General features: G+C 69.8%; 2 protein-coding genes. One reads left to right on the forward strand and one right to left on the reverse strand.

Annotated elements, in window-relative coordinates; translation table 11 throughout:
- Nucleotides 1-54 precede the first annotated feature (54 nt).
- Entirely contained in the window at nt 55-945 is an 891-nt protein-coding gene (locus tag C1I95_RS33945) for a sulfurtransferase (protein ID WP_111220202.1), read from the reverse strand.
- Between the two features lie 108 nt (nt 946-1,053).
- On the opposite strand from C1I95_RS33945, the gene C1I95_RS36825 reads away from it, so the two are divergent.
- Nucleotides 1,054-1,287: a hypothetical protein gene (locus C1I95_RS36825; protein WP_233514071.1), complete on the forward strand. Its 234-nt coding sequence runs from the start codon at nt 1,054-1,056 to the stop codon at nt 1,285-1,287.
- The last annotated feature ends 39 nt before the right edge of the window (nt 1,288-1,326 follow it).

Here is a 1,326-nt window from a genome sequence, read left to right on the forward strand (position 1 = left end):
CCCACCATCCAGCGCTACCTCCGCGCCGACGCCCCGCCCGCCACTACTGGCTGATCACTTCGGGTTGGGGCCCTTGACGACGGGGGCCCGGACCAGGTTGCCCCACTCGGTCCAGGAGCCGTCGTAGTTGCGGACCTGCGGGTAGCCGAGCAGATGCCGCAGCACGAACCAGGTGTGGCTGGACCGTTCGCCGATCCGGCAGTAGGCGATCACGTCGTCGGCCGGGCTCAGCCCGAGCTGGTCGGTGTAGATCGCGCGCAGCTCGTCGGCCGACTTGAACGTGCCATCGTCGTTGGCGGCCGACTTCCACGGCTTGCTCACCGCGCCGGGGATGTGCCCGCCGCGCAGCGCACCCTCCTGCGGGTAGTCCGGCATGTGCAGCATCTCGCCGGTGTACTCGCCCGGCGAACGCACGTCCACCAGCGGCCGGTCGGCGGCGATGTGCGCCATCACCTCCTCGCGGAACGCCCGAACCGGCGCGTCGTCGCGCTGCGGCACCGGATAGTCCGCCGGCGTCCGGGCCGGCTTGTCGCGGGTCAGTTCCCGCCCCTCGGCGATCCACTTCTGCCGGCCACCGTCGACCAGCCGCACGTCCGGGTGGCCGAAGAGGGTGAAGACCCAGAGCGCGTACGCCGCCCACCAGTTGAAGTTGTCGCCGTAGAAGACGACCGTGTCGTCGCGGCCGATGCCCTTGGCGGCGCACAGCTGCGCGAACCGCTCGGCGTCCAGGTAGTCCCGGGTGACCTGGTCGTTCAGCTCCAGATGCCAGTCGACCTTGATGGCGCCCGGGATGTGGCCAGTGTCGTAGAGCAGCACGTCCTCGTCGGACTCGACCACGACCAGGGCCGCGTCGTTCAGGTGCTCCGCCAGCCACTCGGTGGTGACCAGGCGCTGCGGATCGGCGTACGACTGGAGTCGGGGATCAGGATCGCTCGGCACAGGCATGATCCCCAAGGTACGCCGGGTCACCGGCCTGCCATCGAGATTCGGGTGCAGCGGATCCCGGACACCACGCGTGACAGTGCTGAATCCCGCCGAGCACCGAGGACTGCCATGACCGCAGGGCACCGCCCGGAGTCACCCGGGGCCACCTCGCCACCCATGGACTTCACCGACTTCTACCAGGCCCACTTCCACCGCCTGGCGGTGCAGCTCTACGCGTACCTCGGCGACCACGCGGAGGCGCAGGACCTCCCCGACGACACCGTCGCCGTGGTCACCTCGACCAGCACCATCCTCGGTACCGGCCCCGGCGTCGAACGCTCCTGGACCCACCTCTCCTACTGACCCGGGTGGGGTTGGTCAGTCGGTCAGGGGGGTGAGGGT

Source organism: Micromonospora craterilacus (assembly GCF_003236315.1).
GTDB classification, from domain to species: Bacteria; Actinomycetota; Actinomycetes; order Mycobacteriales; family Micromonosporaceae; genus Micromonospora; species Micromonospora craterilacus.